Origin of the sequence: Micromonospora sp. KC721 (genome assembly GCF_004348355.1) — a bacterium.
GTDB lineage: Bacteria > Actinomycetota > Actinomycetes > Mycobacteriales > Micromonosporaceae > Micromonospora.
Map to the genome: position 1 here is coordinate 1 of NZ_SMJY01000379.1, position 1,670 is coordinate 1,670.

The following is a 1,670-nucleotide window of genomic DNA, read 5'->3' on the forward strand; positions in this document are numbered from 1 at the left end:
CATCCACGCCACCGAAGCCGGCCGACACCAAGGCTGGCTACCCGACGAGATGAACCGCACCATCCACGGCGTCGAACACTGGCTGACCAGCGAATCCGGCCGAATCATCGCCTGCTCCGGCTACATGCGGGACCAGGTCACCCGGCTGTTCGACGTGCCGCCCACCCGGGTCGACGTGGTACCCAACGGGGTCGACGAGCGCGCCTGGCACGCCCGGCCCCGGGCCGTCGCCTCGGCCCGGGCCCGGTTCGCCGCGGACGGTCCGCTGGTCGGGTACGCCGGGCGACTGGTGTACGAGAAGGGCGTGCAGCACCTCGTGCACGCCGTGCCGTACCTGCGCGAGCGGCACCCGGGGCTGCGGGTGGTAATCGCTGGGGACGGGCCGTACAAGGACGAACTGGTCGAGCAGGCGCGGCGGCTGCGCCTGGCCGACACCGTCCGGTTCGCCGGATTCCTCGACTCCACCCAGCTTCCGGCCGTGCTGGCCGCCACCGACGCCACCGTGATCCCCAGCCTCTACGAGCCGTTCGGCATGATCGCGCTGGAGGCCGCCGCGGCGGGCGCGCCGCTCGCCGTGGCCGACACCGGCGGACTCGCCGAGATCGTCGAGCCCGGTGTGACCGGGGTGACCTTCCCGCACAGCGACCCGGATGCCCTGGCCGGCGCGGTCGACCAGCTCGTCGGCGACGAGGTCTTCGCCCGCCGGGTGGCCCGCCGGGCCCGCCGCATGGTCAGCGAACGGTACGGCTGGGCCACCATCGCCGCCCGCACGGCCGGCAGCTATGCCGCCGCCCGCCGCGAGCACGGCTCGTTCCAGGCCCGACGGGCCGGCGCGCTGCTCGGCGGACGGTCGCGGATCCCCATTCCGGAGGGTAACCTTTTGATCACGAAGGGTGCCGCCTGCTGAGGTCGACCCAACGATCGATAGGCCCATCCCGATCCATTGGCTACCGTGGTGCGTCAGCCAACGGTGAGGAGAGCGGTGCAGCACGTAGTGATCGCCGGCCGGTACCGGCTCCTGGAGCCGGTGGGTCGGGGCGGCATGGGTCGGGTGTGGCGGGCCCTCGACGAGGTGCTGCACCGCGAGGTGGCGGTCAAGGAGGTCCTGCCGCCGAACTGGCTGTCCGAACCCGAAGGTGACGAGTTGCGGCGGCGGACGTTGCGCGAGGCGCGCACCGCGGCCCGGCTCCGCCACCCCAACGTGGTCCGGGTCTACGACGTGGTCCCGGTCGACGGCGACCCGTGGATCGTGATGGAGTACGTCCCGTCCCGGACGTTGCAGGACGTCCTCAACGACGAGGGCCCCCTGGACCCGGCGCGCGCCGCCGGTGTCGGGCGGGCGTTGCTGGCCGCGCTGCGCGCCGCCCACGCCGCCAACGTGCTGCACCGGGACGTGAAACCGCAGAACGTGCTGGTGACCCGGGACGGGCAGATCATGCTCACCGATTTCGGGCTGGCCACCTTCGAGGGGGAGGACGGGATACTGACCCGCCCCGGGATGGTGCTCGGTTCACCCCAGTTCGTCGCTCCGGAGCGCGCCGCCGAGGGTGTGTCCAGCGTCGAGACCGATCTGTGGTCCCTCGGCGCCACGCTGTACGCGGCCGTGGAGGGCCGCCCGCCCTACGCCCGGGGCAGCGCGGTGGCCACCCTTGCGGCGCTCGCCACCGACC

The 1,670-nt window shown here is 73.1% G+C and carries 2 protein-coding genes; both read left to right on the top strand.

The window, feature by feature from the left end; all coding sequences use genetic code 11:
- A partial coding sequence (locus E1182_RS30465) for a glycosyltransferase family 4 protein (protein WP_132271179.1) occupies positions 1-907 on the top strand: 907 nt, incomplete at its 5' end.
- 135 nt (positions 908-1,042) lie between these two features.
- Positions 1,043-1,670: serine/threonine-protein kinase (locus E1182_RS30470; protein WP_243706509.1), on the top strand; the 628-nt coding region annotated here is incomplete at its 3' end.